This is a genomic window from Pseudonocardia sp. P-1 (genome assembly GCF_058111925.1).
On the sequence record NZ_CM176614.1, the window covers coordinates 4,288,282 to 4,307,990 of the forward strand.

A 19,709-nucleotide genomic window follows, 5' to 3' on the forward strand; every position below is an offset into this window, starting at 1 on the left:
GCGGAGAGGCGCTCGCGACGTGCCCACTGACCAGTTCACGTACGGACTCCCCATCCGGGAGCTCCTGCTCGTCGGGCTGGTCGCCGCCGTCGTCACGCTGCTGCTGACCGGGCCGGTCCGGATGCTGGCGCTGAAGGTCGGCGCGGTCGCCTGGCCGCGGGGACGGGACGTGCACGTCACCCCGACCCCGCGGTGGGGCGGCCTCGCGATGTTCGGCGGGGTGCTGGCCGGGCTGCTGCTGTCGCTGCAGCTCCCGGCCCTGCGGCTGGCCTACTTCGAGCAGAGCACCGAGGTCGTCGGGGTCGTCGTCGCGACCGGGCTGCTGGTCGGCGTCGGGATGCTCGACGACCGCTACGACCTCGACGCCCTCACCAAGTTCGCCGCGCAGGTCACCGCGGCCGGGCTGCTGGTGCTCTACGGCGTGCAGTGGGTGACGGTATGGATCCCCATCGGAGGGGAGTCGTTCCTCAGCGGCTCGCTGTTGTTGTTGGGGCAGGGGCAATCGGTGCTCATGACGGTGCTGGTCACCGTGGTGCTGGTAAACGCGATGAACTTCGTCGACGGCCTCGACGGGCTCGCCGCCGGCATCGGGCTGATCACCACGCTGGCGACCGCGGTCTTCTGCATCGGCCTCATCAGCAAGAACGGCAACGACCCGGCCGCGTTCGTGCCCTCGCTGATCGCGGTGGTGCTCGCCGGGTCCTGCCTGGGGTTCCTGCCGCACAACTTCCACCCGGCCCGGATCTTCATGGGCGACACCGGCTCGATGATGGTCGGGGTCATGCTCTCCGCGGCGATCACGACCGCCTCGGGCCGGATCCCGCCCGACGACACGGCGGCCGGGAACATCCTGGCCCTGGTCTCCCCGGTCATCGTGCTGGTCGGGATCGTCTTCATCCCGTCGCTGGACCTGCTCATGGCGGTCGTGCGCCGGACCCGCGCCGGGACCAGCCCGTTCAGCCCGGACAAGATGCACCTGCACCACCGCCTGCTCCAGGTCGGGCACAGCCACCGGCGCGCGGTGCTGCTGGTCTACCTGTGGGTCGCGGTGATCGCCTTCGGCGCGGTCGCGCTCGCCCTGGTCCCGCGCACCGGGCTGGTGCTCGCCGCGACCGGGATCGCACTGGTCGTGGCGTTCGTGGCCTCGGCCGTGCCGCACCGGTCGCGGATGCGCACCGCCGCCTCCGCGGCACCGGCCGCCGCGGGGGAGACGGCGATCGCCTCGACCGACGACCTCCCGGACGCCGGGCCCGGGCCCGGGCGCGCGGCGCCCTCCGCCCGGCCGTCCGCCGGCGGTCCGGCCGTCGACGGCCCCGGACCGCCGGGCCACGCCGCGGCGGCACCGACGCCGGGCCGGGTCGTGCCGGGCGGGGACCCGTCCGGTCGGGACCCGTCACGGCGGGACACATCGGGTCGGGACGCACCCGGGGGCCTGCGCCGTGGACGCGGGGCGCGCACCGGCCGAGCGGCGGGCGTGGCCCGTCGCGGACCGGGACGCGACGCGCGCCCGCCGGCACCGGGGGACCGCTGGTCGCCGGTACTGCGGGACCTGCGCCCGCCGGACCCGGACCCGCCCGGCTCGCGGGCACCCCGACCGGGGGGCCGGAACACGTCGGCCCGATGACGTCCGCCGATGCCGGGCCGCCCACACCACCGACCCCGTCCCGGCCCGTCGCCGCCCGTCCGCGGATGCCACGCGGCACGGCCGCCGGACCGCCGACGCCGGCCCCGACCGACCCCGGGCCGGTCCCACCCCGCCCGCAGCACCCGCGCGGCACCGGCCACCGCGCCCACCCCGCCGCGACACCGGGGCCGGACCAGCCGACCGTCCCCACCCCCGCGCACCACCCCGCCCGGGACCGCGACGCCTGACCGGCGCCGGTCCTGGCCCTGGGGAGAGGTGTCCGCGCTCACGGATCAGGCCCGCCCGGCCCCGTACGCCGCCCGGTCCCGGGGCCGTCGAGCGCGTCGAGAAGCACCTGGGTGCCGCCCGACGGCGGTTCGACGACGCTCAGGAGCTTCTCGACGCGGGCCGGGCGGCACGGGACACCGCGGGGGACGGCGCCGGTCGGGGCGCCGGACCCGCCGGTTACCGTGTGCGCGGAGCCGTACCCGCTGGTGGGGCGGCCGGTGAGCCGGGAGGCGGACGCACCGTGTGGCGATGGGACCGCTGGGGGACCGTGGAGTACGACGGTCCCGCGCTCGGCCAGGCGCAGGTCGTGCGGCGGCTGTCGGGGTCGATGGCCCGCGGCGCCGCCCTGGTCGGCGCGGCCACCACGGTGGTCTGCGCCGTCGGCGGGGTCGTCGCGGCCGGGGTCCCGGGCCTGTCCGCCGCGGCCCTCGGTGGCCTGCTGGCCACAGGCTCGGCCCTGCTCACGCCGGTGCTGATGCTGCGTACGACCCATCTCGAGCCGGGCGCTGTGATGCTGGCCGCATTCGGCGGCCTCGCGATGAAGGCCATCATCCTCCTGCTCGCCCTGTTCACCCTCGGGGATGCGCCGGGTCTGCACCGCATGTCACTGGCCGTCACCATGCTCGTCGTCTTCATCACGACGACGGCGGCGGAGGCCTGGGCAGGGCAGAAGCTCCAGATCCTGATCGGCACCGATCCGGGGTCCACGAATGCCTGACCTGGGGTTCGACGACCGTTTCGTCCGTTCCTGCGGCGCCCTCGCGGGCGTCCGCGGGGGCTGTCGAGGGCGTCGGGCGGATGGCCGGGCGGCGACCGCCGGGGGAGTTAACGGTGAATCACCCGACGCGACCCACCGGACCCGATCAAGATCGTTTCGTCGGACGAACGCGCAGGTGAGGTGCGTACGAGCCCCCGACATCGTGTAGAAGTACGGCTGATAGCATCCGCCACGTAGGCGATGTGGGTGACTTCCGGTGTTTCGACCCGGCCGCCCGGAAACACATCGCGCCACGAGGCACCTTGCAGGCGATCCCCCGTTCCGCGTGGATGCGGAACGGGAGCACCGGAAGGACCCCCATTGGGCACGTTGGTACTGGCGGCCGAGGAGTTCACTCCGCCCGGCGCAGGTCTGTTCGAGTACCCGCCGATCTTCGGCGCCGTCACCAAGCCGATGGTGCTGGCGGTCCTGTCGCTGATCATCGTCGCGGCCGTCTTCACGCTGGGCACGCGCAAGCTGTCCATAGTGCCGAGCCGATTCCAGTTCGGACTGGAGTCCTTCTACAACATCCCGCGCAACACGATGGCGCGTGACCAGATCGGCTCCGAGGACTTCAAGCGGTACATCCCGCTGATCCTCGGCCTGTTCAGCTTCATCCTGGTCAACAACATCTTCGCGATCATCCCGGTGATCCAGTTCCCGACGCTGTCGCGGATCGGGTTCCCCATCGCGCTGGCGTTGTTCGTCTACGTCTTCTACCACTACGCCGGGTTCAAGAAGCACGGGTTCTTCGGCTACATCAAGCACGCCGCGCTGCCGCCGGGCGTCCCGGTCTTCATCGCGCCGCTGATCATCGTGATCGAGCTGCTGCAGAAGTTCCTGGTGCAGCCGCTCTCGCTGGCACTGCGTGTGTTCGCCGCGATGTTCGCAGGCCACCTCATCCTCGCCCTGACCGCCGTGGGTGCGGCGTTCCTGGTGTCGGCGGGCTCCGCGCTCGTCATCGCGTCCCCGGTGGTGTTCGCCGCCGGGATCGCGTTCACGTTCCTGGAGGCGCTGGTCCAGGTCATCCAGGCCTACGTCTTCGCCCTGCTGGCCGCCGTGTTCATCGGCGCGGCGATCTCCGAGGACCACTGACAGCACCACCGAGACCCCGGTGCCGCCGGCACCGCGCTCGCACCACCTGCTTCATCCGCCGGCCCGTCCGGGCCGATACACCGAACGACCCGCATCCCGCGGACCCGACGGAAGGAAACCCGAAGTGAACGTCACCCAGGTTCTGGCCCAGGAAGCCGCCAACATCAACCCGGGCCTCGCGGCCATCGGGTTCGGCGCCTCGGCCATCGGCGCCGGTATCGGCGTCGGCCTGATCTGGTCGGCCGTCATCAGCGGCACCGCCCGCCAGCCGGAGGCCCGCGGCCAGCTGATGGGTATCGGCTGGACCACCTTCGTCCTCGCCGAGCTGGTCATGCTGATCGGCCTGGTGCTCTTCTTCATCGCGCAGTAAGAGCCGGCAGATCACTCTCATGCCGGTCCCGGTACCGGCGGCCATGTCAGGGAAGGACACACGGTGGAACTGATTCTCGCCGCCGAACAGCCGCTTCCGATTCTCCCGCAACTCGATGAGCTCGTGCTCGGTGTGGTCGCGTTCGCGATCCTGCTGTTCCTGCTCTGGAAGTTCGCGGTCCCGCGCTTCGAGACGCTCTACGAGGAGCGGACCGACGCGATCGAGGGCGGCCTCAAGCGTGCTCAGGAGACCCAGGAGCAGGCGGACCGGCTGAAGAAGGAGTACGAGGAGCAGCTCGCCGGCCTGCGGGCCGAGGCGGCGCGCATCCGCGACGACGCCCGGGCCGAGGGCCAGCAGATCAAGGCCGAGCTCCGCGAGGAGGCCGAGGCCGAGGCCGCGCGCATCAAGGCCCGTGGCGAGGAGCAGGTGGCCGCGTCGCGCGACGCCGCCCAGCGTGCTCTGCGCAACGAGGTCGGGGGCCTGTCGGTCCAGCTGGCCGAGCGCCTGCTGCGCGAGCAGCTGGCCGACGACTCGCGTCGCTCCGCGACGATCGACTCGTTCCTCGGTGAGCTCGACCAGCAGGGCGTGGCCCAGCGGAGCGGGGCGAACTGATGGCGGCTGTCCTGCAGCCCGCCAGCCGTGAGTCCCTCGCGGCGCTGACCGAGCGGCTGGACTCCTGGACCGACTCCGCGTCGGCCCGGGACCTGACCACGACCGCGGACGAGCTGTTCGCGGTGGCCCGGTTCCTGGACTCCGAGCGCTCCGTCCGGCGCCTGCTGGCCGACGCGTCCTCCCCCGAGGACGCCCGCGCGGACCTGGTCCGCCGGTTGTTCGGGTCCCAGCTCTCGCAGCCGACCGTGGACCTCGTCTCCGAGCTGGCGCGCAAGCGCTGGTCCACCGCCCGCGACATCGTCACCGGTGCGGAGGGCCTGGCCCGCCGCACGGCCATCGCGATCGCGGACCGCAACGGCTCCCTCGACGAGGTCGAGGACCAGCTGTTCCGGTTCGGCCGGATCGTGGCCCGCGAGCCGCAGCTGGCGAGCCTGCTCGGCGACGCCGCCCGGCCCGTCGAGGGTCGCGTCCAGCTCCTGGACTCGGTGCTCGGCGAGAAGGTCTACCCGGTGACGGCGACGCTGCTCCGCGAAGCGGTCCGGCTGCCCCGCAGCCGGCACCTCGACGTCGTCGCCGAGGAGCTCGCCGAGCTCGCGGCGGCCCGCCGGGACCGCTCGGTCGCCAAGGTGCGCACACCCGTCGAGCTCTCCTCCGAGCAGGAGACCAAGCTCGCCGAGACCCTGGGCCGTATGTACGGCCGCACGATCTCCCTGCAGGTCGAGCTCGACCGGAGCCTCCTCGGAGGCCTGGTCGTGCAGGTCGGCGGCGAGGTCATCGACGGCAGCGTGGCGGGTCGACTCGCCGCAGCTCGCCGATCCCTGCCCAGCTGACCTGCTTCGGACGCGATCGCCGGACCCCGGCGGAACGACCCGAAGACCCCGTTCGAGAGAAGGAACGACGCAGCCATGACAGAGCTGACGATCTCCTCCGAGGAGATCCGGAGTGCGATCTCCAGCTACGTCTCGTCGCTGGAGAGCGGCACGTCCCGCCGTGAGGTCGGGATCGTCGCCGACACCGGTGACGGCATCGCCCACGTCGAGGGTCTGCCCTCGGCCATGACCAACGAGCTGCTCGAGTTCGAGGGCGGCGTCCGCGGCGTCGCGCTGAACCTCGAGCAGAACGAGATCGGTGCGGTCGTCCTGGGCGACTACACCGGCCTCGAGGAGGGCCAGCAGGTCACCCGTACCGGCGAGGTCCTGTCCGTGCCGGTCGGCGAGGGCTACCTGGGCCGGGTCGTCGACCCGCTGGGCAACCCGATCGACGGCCTCGGCGACGTCGAGAGCGACGCCCGCCGCGTGCTCGAGCTCCAGGCGGCCGGCGTGATGGACCGCCAGTCCGTCGGCGAGCCGCTGCAGACCGGGATCAAGGCCATCGACGCCATGACCCCGATCGGGCGCGGCCAGCGCCAGCTGGTGATCGGCGACCGCAAGACCGGCAAGACCGCGGTCTGCGTCGACACGATCATCAACCAGAAGGAGAACTGGGAGTCGGGCGACCCGTCGAAGCAGGTCCGCTGCATCTACGTCGCCATCGGCCAGAAGGGCTCCACGATCGCCGGTGTCCGGCAGTCCCTCGAGGACGCCGGTGCGCTGGAGTACACGACGATCGTCGCGGCCCCCGCGTCCGACCCGGCCGGCTTCAAGTGGCTCGCGCCCTACACCGGCTCGGCCATCGGCCAGCACTGGATGTACCAGGGCAAGCACGTCCTCATCGTGTTCGACGACCTGTCGAAGCAGGCCGAGGCCTACCGCGCGATCTCGCTGCTGCTGCGCCGCCCGCCGGGCCGTGAGGCCTACCCGGGCGACGTCTTCTACCTGCACTCGCGTCTGCTGGAGCGCTGCGCGAAGCTCTCCGATGAGCTCGGCGCGGGGTCGATGACCGGTCTGCCGATCATCGAGACCAAGGCGAACGACGTGTCGGCCTACATCCCGACCAACGTCATCTCGATCACCGACGGCCAGGTCTTCCTCGAGTCCGACCTGTTCAACCAGGGTGTCCGGCCGGCGATCAACGTCGGTATCTCGGTCTCCCGGGTCGGTGGCTCGGCGCAGATCAAGGCCATGAAGACGGTCTCGGGCTCGCTGCGTCTGGACCTGTCGCAGTACCGCGAGCTGGAGGCGTTCGCCGCCTTCGGTTCCGACCTCGACGCCGCCTCGGCCGCCGCCCTGGGCCGTGGCGAGCGACTGGTCGAGCTGCTGAAGCAGGCGCAGTACGCGCCGGTCTCGGTGCAGGACCAGGTCGTCTCGATCTGGCTGGGCACCTCCGGCAAGCTCGACTCGGTGCCCGTCGCCGACGTGCAGCGCTTCGAGTCGGAGTTCCGCGAGTACTCGCGTCGCCACGCCTCCGGCGCCCTGAACGAGATCACCGACACCGGGAAGCTCTCCGACGACGCCGTCGAGACGCTGACCAAGGCGGTCGACGAGTTCAAGCGCAACGAGTTCACCGCGTCCGACGGTTCCTCGGTCGTCCCCAAGGAGAAGGCCGAGAAGGCCCTCGACGAGGACGATGTCGAGCAGGAGACCGTCACGGTCAAGAAGAACTGAGGCTGATACCCGATGGCGGCACAGATCCGGGTGCTGCGCCGGCGTATCCGGTCGACGCAGTCCATCAAGAAGATCACCCGTTCCCAGGAGCTGATCGCGACCTCACGGATCGCGAAGGCCCGGGCGCGGGTGGACGAGGCACGTCCGTACGCCGAGCTGATGACGAGCACCCTGTCGGAGCTCGCGTCGAACTCGGCGCTGGACCACCCGCTGCTCGTCGAGCGGGAGCAGCCGAAGCGGGCCGCGGTCCTGGTCGTCACCAGTGACCGCGGTCAGTGCGGCGGCTACAACGCCAACGTCCTCAAGGAGGCCGAGCAGCTCCAGGCCCTGCTCCGCGAGCAGGGCAAGGAGCCGGTCCTCTACGTGATCGGCCGCAAGGGCGTCTCGTACTACCGGTTCCGCAACCGGGAGATCGAGCAGTCGTGGACCGGCTTCTCCGAGCAGCCGGGCTACGAGCACGCGGCCGAGGCGGCGAAAGCCCTGGTCGACGCGTTCATGGCCGGTGAGGACGACCACGACGGCAACACCGACGGTGTGACCGGCGTGGACGAGCTGCACCTCGTCTACACCAGCTTCAAGAACATGATCACCCAGGTGCCGCAGGCCCGGCGGATGGCTCCGCTCGAGGTCGAGTACGCGGCCGACAGCGCCTCCTCGAGGCCGGTCGGTGCCGGGTCGGAGCTGCCCTCGGTCGCCCGCGACGCCGACGCCGACACGGCCGAGAGCCAGCGGGACCACCCGGAGAGCAAGGGGCTCCAGCCGCTCTACGAGTTCGAGCCGGACCCGGACACGCTCTTCGACGCGCTGCTGCCGAAGTACATCGGGGCCCGCCTCTACGCGGCCCTGCTGGAGTCGGCGGCGTCGGAGTCGGCGAACCGGCAGCGGGCCATGAAGGCCGCGACGGACAACGCCAACGAACTGATCCGTAGCCTGACCCTGGAGGCCAACCAGGCTCGCCAGGCACAGATCACCCAGGAGATCAGCGAGATCGTCGGTGGGGTCGACGCTCTCGCCAGCGCAGGAAGTGAGAGCTGATGACCACGACCGCCGAAACTTCGGCCGGCCCGATCACCGGGCGCGTCGTCCAGGTGACCGGCCCGGTCGTCGACGTCGAGTTCCCGCGTGACCAGGTCCCGAACCTGCTCAACGCCCTCACGCTGGAGGTGGATCTCTCCGGCGACAAGCGCAAGCTGACGCTGGAGATCGCCACGCACCTGGGTGACAACCTGGTCCGGGCCATCTCCATGCAGCCGACCGACGGCGTCGTGCGCGGCCAGGAGGTCACCGACCTCGGCCGCCCGATCTCCGTGCCGGTGGGCGACCAGGTCAAGGGCCACGTGTTCAACGCCCTCGGCGACTGCCTGGACGACCCGTCCATCCAGTTCACCGGTGACCTCCGGTCGATCCACCAGAAGGCCCCGCGCTTCGACGAGCTCGAGGGCAAGACGGAGATGCTGGAGACCGGCATCAAGGTCCTGGACCTGATGACGCCCTACGTCGTCGGCGGCAAGATCGGTCTGTTCGGTGGTGCCGGCGTCGGCAAGACCGTGCTGATCCAGGAGATGATCCAGCGTGTCGCGCTGAACTTCGGTGGCACCTCGGTGTTCGCCGGCGTCGGTGAGCGCACCCGTGAGGGCAACGACCTCATCACGGAGATGACCGAGTCGGGCGTCATGAAGAACACCGCCCTGGTGTTCGGTCAGATGGACGAGCCGCCGGGCACCCGTATGCGCGTCGCGCTCTCCGCGCTGACCATGGCGGAGTACTTCCGCGACGTGCAGGAGCAGGACGTCCTGCTGTTCATCGACAACATCTTCCGGTTCACCCAGGCCGGCCAGGAGGTGTCGACCCTCCTCGGCCGCATGCCGTCCGCGGTGGGCTACCAGCCCACCCTGGCCGACGAGATGGGTGAGCTGCAGGAGCGGATCACCTCGACCCGCGGTCGTTCGATCACCTCGATGCAGGCGATCTACGTCCCCGCGGACGACTACACCGACCCGGCTCCGGCGACGACGTTCGCGCACCTCGACGCCACCACCGAGCTCTCCCGGCCGATCTCCCAGAAGGGGATCTACCCGGCGGTGGACCCGCTGACCTCGACCTCGCGGATCCTGGACCCGCAGTACGTCGGTGACGAGCACTTCCGCGTCGCCAACGAGGTCAAGCGGATCCTGCAGAAGTACAACGACCTGCAGGACATCATCGCCATCCTCGGTATCGACGAGCTGTCCGAGGAGGACAAGCAGCTGGTCGGCCGCGCACGGCGGATCGAGCGCTTCCTGTCCCAGAACCTGCTGGTGGCCGAGCAGTTCACCCAGCAGAAGGGGTCGACGGTCCCGCTCAAGGAGACCATCGAGGCGTTCGACAAGATCGCCAAGGGCGAGTTCGACGACGTCCCCGAGCAGGCGTTCTTCCTCTGCGGCGGTCTCGACGACCTGGAGAAGAACCGCAAGAAGCTCGAGGGCTGATCACCGATGCCTGCTGAGATGACCGTGGAGCTGGTCTCCGTGGAGCGCCGGCTGTGGTCGGGCGACGCACGCTTCGTGCTCGCCCGGACCACGGTCGGCGAGGTCGGCATCCTGCCCGGCCACCAGCCGATGCTGGCCCAGATGGAAGAGGCCGGGGTCGTCCGCATCGACTCCACCGACGGCTCGAAGCGCACCATCGCGGTGCACGGCGGGTTCCTGTCGGTGTCGGCGGAGCGGGTGTCCATCCTGGCCGAGTTCGCCGAGCAGGCGGACGAGATCGATGTCGAGCGGGCCCGGCGGGCGCGCGACGGCGCCGACTCGTCCACCGACGAGGGCAGATCGGCGATCGCCCGGGCCGAGGCCCGCCTTCGGGCGGCCGAGGCGAACTAGCACGGGGACCGGGCAGGCAGTGGAGCTCATCGCGGCGTTCGTCGGAGTTCTGCTGCTGTGCCTGGTCGTCCCCTTGGTCTGGCTCGCCGTACGGCGGGTACGACTCATGCGCAACGGCGGTGTGGACCTGTGTCTGCGCCGCCGTTTCGCTGTCACGGACTGGCACTTCGGCGTCGGGCGCTACGAGGGCGAGCGGTTCGCCTGGTACCGCCTGACCAGCTTCCGGATCGGTGCGACCGTCGTGATGGACCGGGCCGACCTGGAGATCGTGGACCGGCGGCCGCCGCACCGGTCGGAGGAGTTCGCGATCCCGATGGCGGTCGAGGTGCTGCGCTGCCGCGGCCGCGACGCCGCGGGCCGGGGCATCGACGTCGAGCTGGCGATGTCGGCGGGCGTCCGCACCGGCTTCATGGCCTGGCTGGAGTCCACCCCGCCGGGGCAGGGGCACGGCTACCGCGAGGCGTCCTGACCTCGCCGGATCGGTAGCTCTACGGACCTGTCGTCCGTTCTGTCCGTTCTATGCTGCCGCCGTGGATCTGGTCCTCCTGGCGTTCGCGGGCATTCTCGGCCGGCTGGCGTGGACGTCGTTCCGCGAGGCCCGCGACGGGCATGCCCGCTGGACGCGCGGCCTGGCCGCGACTCCGGTGACGGTCGCGGAGCTCGTCGCCATGGCCGGGTCCGTCCGCGACGAGCTCGACGCCCCGGCGTTCCGCCAGGTGGTGTCGCTGTCCGGCACCGTCGAGCCGCTCGACGACGAGGCCCGCCCGGCCCCGCTGACCGGGGTCGACTCGGTCTGGTTCCGGTTCGTCGAGGAGGCGCTCTCCCGCGGCCGGGACGACCGGGAGGAACGGCAGGTCGTCGCCGAGCAGCGGCGGGAGCGGCCGTTCCGGCTGACCGACGGTGGCGCGGAGGTCGTGGTCGACCCCCGTGACGCGCGCACCGAGATCCCGGTCGCCGAGCGCCGCCGGGTCACCGACGACGGCGGGGGCCGCGAGTTCGGCCTGTTCCGCCTCGTCGACCCGACGGTGGCCCGAGAGCGCACCGAGTGGCGGATCGAGCCGGGCTCCCGGCTCACCGTGGTGGGGGAGGCCCGGCTGTCCGGGGACCGGGTACGGCTGTCCGCCGCGGCCGGCCACCCGCTCACGCTCACCGTCGCCGAGCGCGGCGACCACCTGGAGCGCAGCCGGAGGCGCAGCGGCACCGCGATGCGGCGTGCCGTGGTGTTCGGCTGCGGCGCCGTCGTCGCGCTGCTGGTGGCGGTGCTGACCTGAGCGGGCCGTCCGGAGCGGGTCCGGTCAGGTGTCCGTGGTCGGTGCTCCGTGCGGGCCGCCCGGCTGCCACAGGACGTCGCCGTCGGGGTTCGCGACCCGGCCGAGGATGAACAGCAGGTCCGAGAGCCGGTTGAGGTACTGCGCGGTCAGCGGGTTGGTGTGCTCCCGGTCGACCTCCAGCAGGCCCCACACCGACCGCTCGGCACGCCGGGTGACGGTCCGGGCGACGTGCAGGTACGCCGCGCCCGGGGTGCCGCCGGGGAGGATGAAGGAGTTGAGCTTGGGCAGCTCGGGGTTGAACTCGTCGCACCAGCCCTCGAGCCGGGTCACATAGCCCTCGGTGACCCGCAGCGGCGGGTACTCGGGGTTCTCGACGATCGGGGTGCACAGGTCGGCACCGACGTCGAACAGGTCGTTCTGGATCTGTCGCAGCGGGTCGACGACCCGTTCCGGGAGTCCCCCGACGGTCACGGCGACCCCGATCGCGGCGTTCGCCTCGTCGGTGTCGGCGTAGGCCGCCAGCCGGGCATCGGTCTTCCGGACCCGGCTGAAGTCGCCCAGGGCCGTCGTACCGTCGTCGCCGGTCTTCGTGTAGATCCGCGTGAGATGCACCGCCACCCCGACAGGCTAGGTGCGCCGGTGCCTCGGCGACCAGATGCGGGGGTGCGCCGGACGGTCCGAAGGCTCAGGCCGTCCGGGGCGGGCATCCGGCGTGGTGACGGTCCCGTTACCGTTCCGGTCGTGGTGGAGCATTTCGCGGTCAACGGCGGGGCCCGGCTGAGCGGGTCCGTCGACGTCGTCGGGGCGAAGAACAGCGTGCTCAAGCTCATGGCGGCGGCGCTGCTGGCCGAGGGACGGACGACGCTCGAGAACTGCCCGGAGATCCTGGACGTGCCGCTGATGGCCGACGTCCTGCGAAGCCTGGGCTGCACGGTCGCGATCGAGGGGTCGACCGTGCACATCGACGTGCCCGCCGACCCCGGGGCTGAGGCCGACTACCGTTCGGTCTCCAAGCTGCGCGCGTCGGTGTGCGTGCTCGGGCCGCTGGTCGCGCGCTGCCGGCGGGCGGTCGTCCCGCTCCCCGGGGGCGACGCGATCGGTTCGCGGCCGCTGGACATGCACCAGAACGGGCTGCGCAAGCTCGGCGCGACCACCGACATCGTGCACGGCAGCGTCACCGCGACGGCGGGCGACCTGCACGGCGCGCAGATCTGGCTGGACTTCCCGAGCGTCGGCGCGACCGAGAACATCCTGATGGCCGCGGTGCTCGCCGAGGGCACGACGGTGATCGACAACGCGGCCCGCGAGCCGGAGATCGTCGACCTCTGCGTGATGCTGCAGCAGATGGGCGCGAAGCTCGAGGGCGTCGGGAGCTCCACGCTGACCGTGCACGGCGTCGCGGGGCTGCAGCCGACCACGCACCGCGTCATCGGGGATCGGATCGTCGGTGCGACCTGGGCGTTCGCGGCCGCCATGACCCGGGGCGAGGTCACCGTGCGCGGCGTCGACCCGCACCACATCGACCTGGTTCTCGACAAGCTCCGCAGCGCGGGCGCCGAGATCACCACCGCCGAGCAGGAGTTCTCGGTCGCGATGCCCGGCCGCCCGGAGGCGGTCGACTTCGTGACGCTGCCCTACCCGGGCTTCGCGACGGACCTGCAGCCGATGGCGATCGCGCTGTCCGCCGTCGCCGAGGGCACGTCGATGATCACCGAGAACGTGTTCGAGGCGCGCTTCCGCTTCGTCGACGAGATGGTGCGCCTGGGTGCGGACGCCCGCACCGACGGGCACCACGCCGTCGTACGGGGGCGGCCGGAGCTGTCCAGCGCGCCGGTGTGGGCCAGCGACATCCGGGCCGGCGCCGGGCTGGTACTGGCCGGGCTGTGCGCACGGGGCACGACCGAGGTCTGGGACGTCGCGCACATCGACCGCGGCTACCCGCGGTTCGTGGAGAACCTGTCCGCGCTCGGCGCCGACATCCGGCGGGTCGCGGGCGAGCCGGAGCGGTAGGCGCTCGGCCCCGCAGGGGCGCCGACGGCGGCTCGCCGTGGCGGCGCCGGTACCCGGCGGCGATCCGGCCGGGGTGGGCGACACCCCTCGGCGCGACACGGCCCGGGGGCCGCCTCGCCGTTGCTCCGAGCGGCCCATCAGCCCGGCGGACCGGTCCGCGCCGTGCCACCCTTCGCGTCGACTCGACGAGGAGGCCCGTCATGGTGAGCACCCCCGACGCCGCGGACGTCTCGCAGGCCGGCCGCAAGGCGGGCCGCGGGGCGCGGGACGCCGCGCACTCGACACCGGTGCGCGTCGCCGCCCGGGTCGGCATCGCCGCGAACGGGGTGCTGCACCTGCTGATCGGGTGGCTCGCCGTCCAGATCGCGCTCGGCTCGGGCGGGCAGGCCGACCAGAACGGCGCCCTCGGGGCGATCGCCGCCGAGCCGGCCGGCCGGGTGTTGCTGTGGGTGCTGGTGGTCGGGTTCGCCGCGGTCGTCCTGTGGCGGACGGTCTCGGCGGTGTGGGGCTTCCACTACGTCGGCGACAGCACGAAGCGGACGGCGAAGCGGGTCGTCGCCGGTGGACAGGCGGTCGTCTACGCCGTGCTGGCCGTCACCGCGGCGACCACCGCGGTCAGCGGGCGCGCCTCGAGCGGCGGCGGCGGGCGGGCGACCGCCGGACTGCTCGGCCTGCCGGGCGGCCAGATCCTCACCGCGCTGATCGGGCTGGGTGTGCTGGTCGGCGGCGGCGTGCTGGCCTGGAACGGCTACCGGAAGAAGTTCACCGAGGACCAGGACCTCGGCGGCGCCGACACCCGGCTGCGGCGGATCAACGCCCGTACCGGGCAGGCCGGGTACATCGCCAAGGGGATCGCGATCGGTGTGCTGGGCATCCTGCTGGGCGTCGCCGCGCTGACCTTCGACCCGCAGCGCGCGAACGGGCTGGACTCGGCGCTCAAGACGCTGCGCGAACAGCCCTACGGGGTGTTCCTGCTGGTCGCGGTGGGCGTCGGGATCGCCTGTTACGGGGTGTTCTGCTTCCTCGACGCCCGCTACCACCGGGTGGACTGAGCGCTCAGTCCAGGGAGCGGCGGCTCAGCACCACGCGGGCGTCCTTCACGTCGCGGGGGAAGACGAGCAGCGCCCAGCCGCCGCCGTCGGCGCGCGAGGTCGTCGCGCGGATGCCCTCGGAGCGGAGCCGGTCGCGCAGCACGCGGGCGGCCTCCTGGCCCGGTACCCGGGAGACCTCGGTGAGCAGCCCGGTGGCCACCGGGTCGTCCGGGTCGTCGGTGGGCAGCGCGTGGTGCTTCTGGTGGCCGTAGGTCCAGCGCAGCAGCAGCCCGAGCACCAGCAGCACCACCGCCAGGCCGATGACGGCGCCGAGCCGCGGGACCAGGTCGAGCTCCATCCGCCGATGGTCGCACCCGGACGGGCGACGCGCCCTGTCCGAGGGGTCGGGTGGTGAACCGATCCAGCGCTCGGTTTCCCGCGCGCGTCGCGTACTTTGCCGAACGCAGGACTGTGACGAGGGACGACTCCGTGCCCGTCGCCGGCTACTGACGAGTAGTCTCTGTCCGCATCACAGGCAGTGCCGACTGTGCTCCCGCGACGACACGGAGGTTCCGGTGCCGTACCCCACCGATCGTGAGCGCGACCGTCCGTGGGTGATCCGCACCTACGCCGGTCACTCCTCGGCGGAGAAGACCAACGAGCTCTACCGCCGCAACCTGGCCAAGGGCCAGACGGGTCTGTCCGTGGCCTTCGACCTCCCCACCCAGACCGGCTACGACCCGGACGACGAGCTCGCCAAGGGCGAGGTCGGCAAGGTCGGCGTGCCGGTCAGCCACATCGGTGACATGCGCACGCTCTTCGAGGGGATCCCGGTCGCCGAGGCCAACACCTCGATGACGATCAACGCCCCGGCGATGTGGCTGCTCGCGCTGTACGTGGCCGTCGCCGAGGAGCAGGCGGAGCAGTCCGGTCTGGACTACGCCGAGGTCCGCGCGAAGCTGGCCGGGACGACCCAGAACGACATAGTCAAGGAGTACCTGTCGCGGGGCACCTACGTGTTCCCGCCCGGGCCCAGCCTGCGGCTGATCACCGACATGGTCGCCTGGTCGGTCGGCGAGATCCCCAAGTGGAACCCGATCAACATCTGCAGCTACCACCTGCAGGAGGCCGGGGCCACGCCGACGCAGGAGCTGGCCTACGCGCTGTCCACGGCGATCGCCGTCCTCGACTCGGTGCGCGACTCCGGGCAGGTGCCGCCGGAGAAGTTCGGCGACGTCGTCGGGCGCATCTCGTTCTTCGTCAACGCCGGCATCCGGTTCGTCGAGGAGATGTGCAAGCTCCGGGCGCTGGGCCGGCTCTGGGACGAGATCACCCTCGAGCGCTACGGCGTGCAGAACCCCAAGCAGCGACGCCTGCGCTACGGCGTGCAGGTCAACTCGCTGGGGCTGACCGAGGCGCAGCCGGAGAACAACGTCCAGCGCATCGTGCTGGAGATGCTCGCCGTCACCCTGTCCAAGGACGCCCGGGCCCGTGCGGTCCAGCTGCCCGCCTGGAACGAGGCGCTCGGCCTGCCGCGGCCCTGGGACCAGCAGTGGGCGCTGCGGATGCAGCAGGTGCTGGCCTACGAGACCGACCTGCTGGAGTACGAGGACATCTTCGACGGCTCCCGCGTCGTCGAGGCCAAGGTGTCCGAGCTCGTCGAGGGCGCCCGCGCCGAGATCGACCGGGTGCAGGAGATGGGCGGCGCGGTCGCGGCCGTCGAGTCCGGCTACATGAAGGGCGAGCTGGTCAACTCCCTCGCCGCCCGCCGTCGACGGCTGGAGTCCGGCGACGAGGTCGTGGTCGGGGTCAACAAGTTCGACACGACCGAGCCGAGCCCGCTGCAGGCCGAGGGCGCCGACGCGATCTTCACCGTCGACCCGGCGACCGAGCGGTCCGCGGTCGAGGCGATCCGCGAGTGGCGCGCCGCGCGGGACCAGGACGCCGTCGACGAGGCGCTGCGGGCGCTGCGCGACGCGGCCAAGACCGAGCAGAACCTCATGCAGGTCTCGATCGACTGCGCGAAGGCGGGCGTCACCACCGGCGAGTGGTCCGGTGCGCTGCGCGAGGTGTTCGGGGAGTTCCGGGCCCCGACCGGAGTGGCGGGGGCGAGCATGTCCGGCGAGGGCGCCACCGAGATCTCCGAGGTCCGCGAGCGGGTCCGCGCCACCGGCGACGAGCTGGGGCAGCGGCTGCGGATGCTGGTCGGCAAGCCCGGCCTCGACGGCCACTCCAACGGCGCCGAGCAGGTCGCCGTGCGCGCCCGCGACGTCGGGTTCGAGGTGGTCTACCAGGGGATCCGGCTGACGCCGTCGCAGATCGTGGCGGCGGCGGTCCAGGAGGGCGTGCACGCCGTCGGGCTGTCGGTGCTGTCCGGGTCGCACCTGGAGGTCGTGCCCGCGGTCGTGCGGGGGCTGCGCGAGGCCGGGGCCGGGGAGGTGCCGGTCGTCGTCGGCGGGATCATCCCGCCCGAGGACGAGAAGCGGCTGCGCGAGGGCGGGGTCGCGGCGGTCTTCACGCCGAAGAACTTCCGGCTGACCGGGATGATGGACGAGATCGTCACCCTGATCCGGCGGTCCCAGGGTCTGGACTGAGTCAGCCCAGCCGCGTGCGCGCGGTACCGGCGAGGCGGGCGGCCAGGTCGCACAGCTCGCCGGTACCGAGGCCGCCCTCGGCGGTCCTGACCCGCAGCACCTCCGACATGGGCCGCCCGTTGGTGCCGACGAAGTCCCGGACGGGCACCTCGGCGTTGCAGGCGGTGTCGCCGTCGGCGCGTGTCCAGGTGTCGGTGCCCGGGCCCCGGCGGGCGTCGGTGCCCCGCGGGTCGTCGTAGCGGTCGAAGGACAGGGTGATCTGCAGGGCGTCGACGGCGTCGCCCGCGTCCCAGTCGCACCGCCAGCCCGCCACGTCGCGGAAGAACTCCGAGCGGTTCGGCCCGGGCAGCACGGTCAGGTCCTCCGGACGCAGCAGGGTGCACGCGTCCGCGGCCCACAGTGCGCTCGACGTGGGCGGGGTGCGGCGGGGCACACCGCGGGCCAGGGTGGCCGCCGCCGACGCCGCGGCCGCCTCGGCGGGGGCGCACGGGTCCGGGGCCGCCTGTGCCGCGGCCGACGGGGCGAACCCGCTCTGCACCTGCACCACGGTGCCGTCGGCCAGCCACAGGTAGCGCTCGCAGTCGGTGCCCTCGGCGGGGCGCCGGATCACGGTGAGCTCGCCGCGGCGTTCCCGTGCGCCGTCGGGCGGGTCGTCGGTGCGCTGCTGGTAGCGGACCGACACCCCCACGATGTCGGTGCCCTCGCGGAAGGCGTCGACGTCGCAGGAGGCGAAGCCGCCGTGGTCGGGGACGGTCTGCGGCGCACCCCACGGCGCGAGCACGGCCGGGTCCACCAGGCAGGGATCGGCGGTGCGCTGGTCGCCGACGGCCAGGGCCGGTACGGCCTCCGGGAACCCGCCGGGTGCGACGGTGGTGTCCGGCCGGTCGCCGGGGAGCACCAGGGTCGTGCCGACGACCGCGGCCGCGGTGAGCACCACGGCCGCGCCGACCAGCAGGGCCCCGCGTCGTCGCGGCCGCGGGTCCCCGACGCCGTGATCGGGCCCGGCGGTGACGTCGTCGGGACGGGTCGGGGACCCGTCGCCCGGCGCGGGTGCGGCCGGTACCGGCTCGGGCCGGTCGGCGAGCGCCCACAGCGCCCGTGCCGCCTCGGCCGCGGTCGGCCGGGCCGCGGGGTCGGTGGCCGTCATCGTGGTCAGCAGCTCCGGTACCGGCCCCCGGCCCGACGGGGCCGGTACCGGCTCCTCGGCGATCCGCCGGATGAGCGCGAGCGGGCTGTCCTCGGCCCAGCCGTAGGGTGGCTCGCCCTCGGTCAGCACCCGGAGCGTGGCCCCGAGGGAGTAGACGTCGGCGGGCGGGGCGGGGTCCGCGCCGCGGGCGGTCTCGGGTGCGAAGTACGCGGGGGTGCCCAGGGCTCCGACCGTGTGCGCGTGCCGGGTGGGGATCAGCGCGATCCCGAAGTCGGTGAGCTTCACCGGGCCGTCGGCGGAGACCAGGACGTTCGCGGGCTTGACGTCGCGGTGCACGATCCCGTTCTCGTGCAGTGCCGCGAGTGCCTCGGCCACCTGCGCCCCAATCCGGGCGGCGACGCCGGACGGCAGCGGTCCGGATCGGAGGAGCAGCGCCGCGAGGCTCTCCGCGGGCACGTACTCCATGACCAGCAGCGGGCCGCCGTCGAGCTCCAGGACGTCGAAGACGGTGACGATCCGGCCGTGGTGCAGCTGCGCGGCGACCGCGGCCTCCCGGCGCAGCCGCCGGGTCGCCGCCGGACCGGCCCCGTCGGACCCGCCCGGGTCGCCGTCGTCGGGCAGCAGGACCTGCTTGAGCGCGACGTCGCGCTGCAGCACGGTGTCCCGGGCCCGGTGCACGACGCCCATCCCGCCGGCGCCGAGCCGCTCGCCGACGGTGTAGCGCCCGGCGACGACGGCGCCCGGGACCAGGACCGTGCTCACGGCGTCTCCCGGTCCAATGCGTCGAGGTCGGCCGCGGTGATCGAGCGGCTGCGGACGAGCTCGGCGACGAGGTTCTCGTTCAGCGCGTTGCCGACCGGCGGCTCCACCTCCTCGGCGAGCAGCCCGGCGACACCCGCGGCGGAGAGCCGCTCGCGGACCGCACGCACGGTGTGCTCGGCCCGTCGGTGGGTCCAGCCCGCCTCCGGGTCCAGCGCCTGCATGCCCTCCCCGACCTGCCGCCAGCTCTGGGGCGTGGGGCGGGAGTCGCCCTGCAGATAGCGCCGGGCCAGCAGTACGACGACCCGGCGCTCGTCGGGGTCCAGCGGCCAGACCGGGGGCTCGTAGGTGTGCGCGTCGGGTGGGAGGGCGCCGGTGCCACCCGGTTCCGGGCCGCTCACCCGGACCTCCAGGGCGTGCTCGCGCCCGGGGGAGCCGAGCACGGTCAGCAGCGTGTAGCCGGCCGCCAGCGGCACGGGGGGATCGCCCGGGCGCAGCTCCGTGCCCGAGGGCAGCCGGATCGCGGTCCGGCCGCCGTTGTGCACCCACCACCGGCCGTCGTCGAAGCGCAGGAGGCCGTGCTCACGGCTGATCCGCAGGTCGTCGACGCCGAGCGCCAGGTGCACCAGCGGCCGGTTGCGGCCGAAGACGACCTCACGGCCCTGGCGCGGACCGAACGTCGCGCTGCTCTCGAGGGTCCGTGCGTACAACGTCTGCTCGCCGCAGGTCCGGTCCACGCCCCGTCCTCCC

19 protein-coding genes are annotated in these 19,709 nt (G+C 72.6%); 15 read left to right on the forward strand and 4 right to left on the reverse strand.

What is annotated here, in order from left to right; all coding sequences use genetic code 11:
* The first annotated feature begins 19 nt into the window (after window positions 1-19).
* The 12 genes from AC0GKK_RS21055 to AC0GKK_RS21110 all read left to right on the forward strand — a co-directional run bounded on the left by AC0GKK_RS21055 (window position 20) and on the right by AC0GKK_RS21110 (window position 11,418).
* A complete protein-coding gene (locus AC0GKK_RS21055; protein ID WP_489882357.1) occupies window positions 20-1,624 on the forward strand; it encodes a glycosyltransferase family 4 protein in 1,605 nt (534 codons plus the stop codon).
* 529 nt (window positions 1,625-2,153) lie between these two features.
* Window positions 2,154-2,630: a Cg1360 family ATP-synthase-associated protein gene (locus AC0GKK_RS21060; RefSeq protein WP_405415367.1), complete on the forward strand. Its 477-nt coding sequence runs from the start codon at window positions 2,154-2,156 to the stop codon at window positions 2,628-2,630.
* A 360-nt stretch (window positions 2,631-2,990) separates the two neighbouring features.
* Window positions 2,991-3,764 (forward strand): F0F1 ATP synthase subunit A, encoded by a 774-nt coding sequence (atpB, locus tag AC0GKK_RS21065; protein WP_062397367.1) that lies wholly within the window; start codon window positions 2,991-2,993, stop codon window positions 3,762-3,764.
* Between the two features lie 124 nt (window positions 3,765-3,888).
* Window positions 3,889-4,134, forward strand: a complete 246-nt coding sequence (locus tag AC0GKK_RS21070) for an ATP synthase subunit c family protein (protein WP_020621511.1) — start codon at window positions 3,889-3,891, stop codon at window positions 4,132-4,134.
* Window positions 4,135-4,197: 63 nt separating this feature from the next.
* Window positions 4,198-4,746, forward strand: a complete 549-nt coding sequence (locus AC0GKK_RS21075; protein WP_489882358.1) for a F0F1 ATP synthase subunit B — start codon at window positions 4,198-4,200, stop codon at window positions 4,744-4,746.
* On the forward strand, window positions 4,746-5,576 hold the full coding sequence (locus tag AC0GKK_RS21080; RefSeq protein ID WP_178376185.1) for a F0F1 ATP synthase subunit delta: 831 nt from the start codon (window positions 4,746-4,748) through the stop codon (window positions 5,574-5,576). The genes AC0GKK_RS21075 and AC0GKK_RS21080 overlap by 1 nt, the downstream gene beginning before the upstream one ends.
* 75 nt (window positions 5,577-5,651) lie before the next feature.
* Window positions 5,652-7,289: a F0F1 ATP synthase subunit alpha gene (atpA, locus tag AC0GKK_RS21085; protein ID WP_346105449.1), complete on the forward strand. Its 1,638-nt coding sequence runs from the start codon at window positions 5,652-5,654 to the stop codon at window positions 7,287-7,289.
* Window positions 7,290-7,301: 12 nt separating this feature from the next.
* Window positions 7,302-8,324, forward strand: a complete 1,023-nt coding sequence (locus AC0GKK_RS21090) for a F0F1 ATP synthase subunit gamma (RefSeq protein ID WP_482638230.1) — start codon at window positions 7,302-7,304, stop codon at window positions 8,322-8,324.
* Complete coding sequence (gene atpD / locus AC0GKK_RS21095; RefSeq protein ID WP_073578511.1) at window positions 8,324-9,757, forward strand: F0F1 ATP synthase subunit beta; 1,434 nt, start codon at window positions 8,324-8,326, stop codon at window positions 9,755-9,757. The genes AC0GKK_RS21090 and atpD overlap by 1 nt, the downstream gene beginning before the upstream one ends.
* A gap of 18 nt (window positions 9,758-9,775) precedes the next feature.
* Window positions 9,776-10,147 (forward strand): F0F1 ATP synthase subunit epsilon, encoded by a 372-nt coding sequence (locus AC0GKK_RS21100; protein WP_100878596.1) that lies wholly within the window; start codon window positions 9,776-9,778, stop codon window positions 10,145-10,147.
* 19 nt (window positions 10,148-10,166) lie between these two features.
* Entirely contained in the window at window positions 10,167-10,616 is a 450-nt protein-coding gene (locus AC0GKK_RS21105) for a DUF2550 domain-containing protein (protein ID WP_062397354.1), read from the forward strand.
* A 61-nt stretch (window positions 10,617-10,677) separates the two neighbouring features.
* A complete protein-coding gene (locus AC0GKK_RS21110) occupies window positions 10,678-11,418 on the forward strand; it encodes a GIDE domain-containing protein (protein WP_337825587.1) in 741 nt (246 codons plus the stop codon).
* A 24-nt stretch (window positions 11,419-11,442) separates the two neighbouring features.
* Here AC0GKK_RS21110 and AC0GKK_RS21115 read toward each other — a convergent pair whose 3' ends face one another.
* Complete coding sequence (locus tag AC0GKK_RS21115; protein ID WP_100878593.1) at window positions 11,443-12,036, reverse strand: cob(I)yrinic acid a,c-diamide adenosyltransferase; 594 nt, start codon at window positions 12,034-12,036, stop codon at window positions 11,443-11,445.
* A gap of 123 nt (window positions 12,037-12,159) precedes the next feature.
* On the opposite strand from AC0GKK_RS21115, the gene murA reads away from it, so the two are divergent.
* Window positions 12,160-13,428, forward strand: a complete 1,269-nt coding sequence (gene murA / locus AC0GKK_RS21120) for a UDP-N-acetylglucosamine 1-carboxyvinyltransferase (RefSeq protein ID WP_062397349.1) — start codon at window positions 12,160-12,162, stop codon at window positions 13,426-13,428.
* 200 nt (window positions 13,429-13,628) lie between these two features.
* Window positions 13,629-14,480 (forward strand): DUF1206 domain-containing protein, encoded by an 852-nt coding sequence (locus AC0GKK_RS21125; RefSeq protein ID WP_346105459.1) that lies wholly within the window; start codon window positions 13,629-13,631, stop codon window positions 14,478-14,480.
* A 4-nt stretch (window positions 14,481-14,484) separates the two neighbouring features.
* Here the strand turns inward: AC0GKK_RS21125 and AC0GKK_RS21130 are convergent, their stop codons facing one another.
* Window positions 14,485-14,817, reverse strand: a complete 333-nt coding sequence (locus tag AC0GKK_RS21130) for a hypothetical protein (RefSeq protein ID WP_062397345.1) — start codon at window positions 14,815-14,817, stop codon at window positions 14,485-14,487.
* A 217-nt stretch (window positions 14,818-15,034) separates the two neighbouring features.
* Between AC0GKK_RS21130 and AC0GKK_RS21135 the strand changes: the two genes are divergently transcribed.
* Window positions 15,035-17,053: a protein meaA gene (locus AC0GKK_RS21135; protein ID WP_062397343.1), complete on the forward strand. Its 2,019-nt coding sequence runs from the start codon at window positions 15,035-15,037 to the stop codon at window positions 17,051-17,053.
* A 1-nt stretch (window position 17,054) separates the two neighbouring features.
* Here the strand turns inward: AC0GKK_RS21135 and AC0GKK_RS21140 are convergent, their stop codons facing one another.
* Window positions 17,055-18,962, reverse strand: a complete 1,908-nt coding sequence (locus AC0GKK_RS21140; RefSeq protein ID WP_489882359.1) for a serine/threonine-protein kinase — start codon at window positions 18,960-18,962, stop codon at window positions 17,055-17,057.
* Complete coding sequence (locus AC0GKK_RS21145) at window positions 18,959-19,696, reverse strand: FHA domain-containing protein (protein WP_285898499.1); 738 nt, start codon at window positions 19,694-19,696, stop codon at window positions 18,959-18,961. The genes AC0GKK_RS21140 and AC0GKK_RS21145 overlap by 4 nt, the downstream gene beginning before the upstream one ends.
* Window positions 19,697-19,709: the final 13 nt, after the last annotated feature.

Bases quoted from the DNA above. Each gene is read 5' to 3' on its own strand.
- AC0GKK_RS21080 (WP_178376185.1), top strand. From the start codon at position 4,746: ATGGCGGCTGTCCTGCAGCCCGCCAGCCGTGAGTCCCTCGCGGCGCTG.
- atpA (WP_346105449.1), top strand. From the start codon at position 5,652: ATGACAGAGCTGACGATCTCCTCCGAGGAGATCCGGAGTGCGATCTCC.
- AC0GKK_RS21090 (WP_482638230.1), top strand. From the start codon at position 7,302: ATGGCGGCACAGATCCGGGTGCTGCGCCGGCGTATCCGGTCGACGCAG.
- atpD (WP_073578511.1), top strand. From the start codon at position 8,324: ATGACCACGACCGCCGAAACTTCGGCCGGCCCGATCACCGGGCGCGTC.
- AC0GKK_RS21100 (WP_100878596.1), top strand. From the start codon at position 9,776: ATGACCGTGGAGCTGGTCTCCGTGGAGCGCCGGCTGTGGTCGGGCGAC.
- AC0GKK_RS21125 (WP_346105459.1), top strand. From the start codon at position 13,629: ATGGTGAGCACCCCCGACGCCGCGGACGTCTCGCAGGCCGGCCGCAAG.
- AC0GKK_RS21130 (WP_062397345.1), bottom strand. From the start codon at position 14,817: ATGGAGCTCGACCTGGTCCCGCGGCTCGGCGCCGTCATCGGCCTGGCG.